3 protein-coding genes are annotated in these 3,222 nt (G+C 61.9%); all 3 read left to right on the top strand.

Annotated features, from left to right (window positions below; all coding sequences use genetic code 11):
- A partial coding sequence (locus ACSQ3D_RS27800; protein ID WP_436129025.1) for a hypothetical protein occupies window positions 1-429 on the top strand: 429 nt, incomplete at its 5' end.
- A gap of 223 nt (window positions 430-652) precedes the next feature.
- Window positions 653-1,972: a MobV family relaxase gene (gene mobV / locus ACSQ3D_RS27795; protein ID WP_436129024.1), complete on the top strand. Its 1,320-nt coding sequence runs from the start codon at window positions 653-655 to the stop codon at window positions 1,970-1,972.
- 332 nt (window positions 1,973-2,304) lie between these two features.
- The coding region (locus ACSQ3D_RS27790) for a hypothetical protein (RefSeq protein ID WP_436129023.1) at window positions 2,305-3,222 on the top strand (918 nt) is incomplete at its 3' end.

Below are 3,222 nucleotides of genomic sequence, written 5' to 3'. Positions count from 1 at the left end.
AAAGCCACCGGGACCACGGGGAGGGCAGGGCTGGCGGCCATCCTGCGGTCGGCCCGGTCGGCTGACCCGGCCAGGGTGCTGCGCATGGTCGCGGCGCTGTGTGCGGAGGTGGACCGAAACGACACCCGCGCGGGCGTCATCCAGCGTTTTGCCGATTGGACCGATGACCACTTCCAGCGCATCGTGGACGAAGCTGGTGCGCGTGTGCTGCGGCCCGACGAGGTGCCGGCATACATCGAGGCCAAGGCGCGTGGCTTCGTGTTGGGTATGGGCGAAGCCCATGGAAGCGAAGCGAAACCCGCAGAGGTCGCAAAAGCACAGGCCCACGACGCGGGGCACGGTGCTGGCACGCCCCTGGACTCGTCTGCGGGCCATGACAAACAGGGCTGTTCGGTATTCGAGCCAAAACGGGCCATAGCGCCCGTTTAGTGGCTGGCGTGTGGGGTAGGGCCAGCCATGCGCGCAACGCGCCTTGGCGGCCCGGTTTTGGGGCTCCCTGCCTTAGCCCTCGGCAGAGCGAAAGCAGGCTTTTTTTGCTTGGACCGAAGGGCCATGCAAAAAATGCCGTAGTGAGTACAGCAAACGCAAAAACACCCCCCGTTCGTTTGACTTTAGAAAACCGTCGTGTAGCTTGGTCCAAAGGGGCAGGGCGATGGCATACGTGATTCTGAGGACGGACAAATACAAAACGCGCGACACGATAGCGGGACTGGTCGGGCACCATCTGCGCATCCCTGGCTCGAAGCTCGACAACGTGGACCTGAGCCGGTCGCACCTCAATGTCGTTATCGGTGCTCACGATCGCGCCAGTTTCAACAAGGCAGTGCGGGACCGAATTGCCACCTGCACACGAAAGCCACGGCCCGATGCAAACAAGGTCGTGGAGATGATGCTTGGTGCGTCGCCGGAGTTCTTCGAGGGCAAGAGCTACGAGGAGCAAAAAGCCTACCTGTACGACTGCCTGGACTTCGCAAAGCAGTTCTTCGGTGAGGCCAATATCGTTGGTGCATACATGCACTTTGACGAGAAAACGCCCCACCTTTCCGTCCTGGCCGTGCCCATCGAAACGTCGATGCGCAAAACCAAAAAGATGGAGCGTGAGGTAACCACGCTGAACGCCTCGCACTTCTTTGCGGGCAAGGACCCCATGATTCAGATGCAGACCGATGTGGCCTTGTTTGTCCAGGCACGCGGCCACGATTTGCTGCGGGGTGAACCCAAGTCCGAGACCCGGCGCGAGCATGAGCCGCTGGGCGCGTACTGGAAGAAGCAGGCCAAGGACATCGACGCGGCGGCGTTGGCTGCTGCGGACCATCTGGACGATGCGGCCATCAAGTCGCGGGTGGCGTCTGACTTGCTCGCGGTCGCGCTCGATGAAGCCCAGCGCACGGGCTTCGAGGCCCAGGCGATGACGGCGCAGCGTAGTGCGCTCAATGCCGAAAGGGCAGCACTCGAAGAGCTACGCGAAGCGATGAAAGGGCAGGGCGCTGCCGTCGATAAAGAGTGGAGCAAGCTGCGGGCGCGTGTGGCCGAAATCGATGCGTTGGCAGCTGAGACGAAGGTAGCAAACCGCGACGCCAAAGCGCGTTCGGCTTCCGCGAAACTTGCGGAAAAGGATGCCCTTTTCAACCTGTCGAGCGTTGCCGAAGAGCGCAGGTATTTTGAAAAAATGGTGCCAAGTTGGCACGAATTTAGGAAGGTTCGAGAGATCCTCAACAGGTTCGGGTCCGATACGTTGGCCTTGTTGAACTTCGTTCACAAGAACCCAGCCGTTGCCGAAGTTTTGGAGTTGGCCAGACAAGACCCGGCCATGTTCGAGACGGTCAGGGCGTCGGTAACGGTCGCAAAGGCGTTGGGGCCGGGTGGAACGCCTGCGGATACCACTGACTACGGCATCAACCGCAGCGCGGCAAAAACCTTTGCCAGCTTCGTAGAAGAGAAGTGGCCCAACGGGGATGGCCTCGGCCCCTGAACGCCGTTCAATTGACTTCGGTTACACAAATTGCTACCGTAGAAAGACAAAACCCGCCATGGTGGCGGGTTTTGAAGTTGCTGTCTCTATCTTGGCGGACGGAACAGCAACAGAGGGAACTCTTATGACTAGATTACATTTTTCATCAGTAATTGTCAAACCACAAGCCGCCGCCCAAGGGCGCGGCAATGGTCTCTGACAGCAAAAAAAACCGACTCGCTACGCTCGTAGCAACCCCGGCAGCAGGTTCGCCAGCGGGTGCCCCGGACCCCCTTCTTGGGAAGAATAGGGCTTCTCCACCCTCCACCCCAAAAAACCGGGAGTTTGTCCGGGTGGCCGTGGCCTCGAAGCTGATGGCCGGGCACTGGAAGAAGACCGGGGAGAACCTGCGCGGCTCGTCCGTGCTGGGTTGCGGCCGCTGGCGCAACTACGGGGCCGACCCCAATATTGCGGAAATCCAGATACCTGCCGACGGCGCTCCCCGGATGCTGGGGCACTTTGCCTGCCGGTCGTCCTGGTCGTGCGACCACTGCGCCCGCGCCCGTGTGTCCCAGACCCGGGGATGGTTGCGCGGTGCGCTCATGCCTGCCTTGTCGGTGGCTGGCCTGTCCGGTGCCCTGGTTACGTTCACCATCGCCCATGCCTACGGCGACGACTGGGGCGACGTGGTGGACCGGCTCTATAAGGCGTTTTCGCTGTTCGACCGGCGCATGGCCAAGTGGTATCGCAAGGTCGGATGCGTGGGCAAGCTGAAAGCCCTTGAAGCACCAGTTGGGGCCAATGGCCTCCACCCCCATCTGCATGTGCTGCTGACGTACCTGGCAGGCACCGACCTGGCCGAGTTGGAAGCGGCCATGCGGTCGGCCTGGTCGAAAGCCGTGGCCGAGGTGGGCGGCAAGGTCAACGAACACGGGTTCGACTTCAAGGCCGATTGCGTCAACGACTACGCCGCGAAGCTCGAAACCTCGCACGAGCTGGCCAGCCACGGCACGAAGAAGGCCAGGGGCAAGGGCAAGCTGCTGGGGCAACTCTTGGACCGTGCCGCCATCGGCGACACGAAAGCCGGAGCCGAATGGCTCCGGGCCCAGGCTGCGCTCGGGGGCAAGATGCGGTTCCACGCTGGTGGGTTGCCCAAGAAGCTGGGCATTCCCTGCCCAAGCGAGTGGGAGGAAGAGCCCGCCGACGACGAGGGCGACGGGGGAGAAAAGCCCGAGCCGGTGCGCATTACGTACCCGCAGGTCCATCACCTG

Source organism: Acidovorax sp. LjRoot117, from assembly GCF_964252695.1.
GTDB lineage: Bacteria > Pseudomonadota > Gammaproteobacteria > Burkholderiales > Burkholderiaceae_C > Acidovorax.
The sequence above is the reverse complement of the archived record's forward strand: the minus strand, read 5'-3'. Positions and strand labels throughout refer to the sequence as shown.

Coding starts and splice junctions, on each gene's coding strand:
- mobV (WP_436129024.1), top strand. CDS start 653: ATGGCATACGTGATTCTGAGGACGGACAAATACAAAACGCGCGACACG.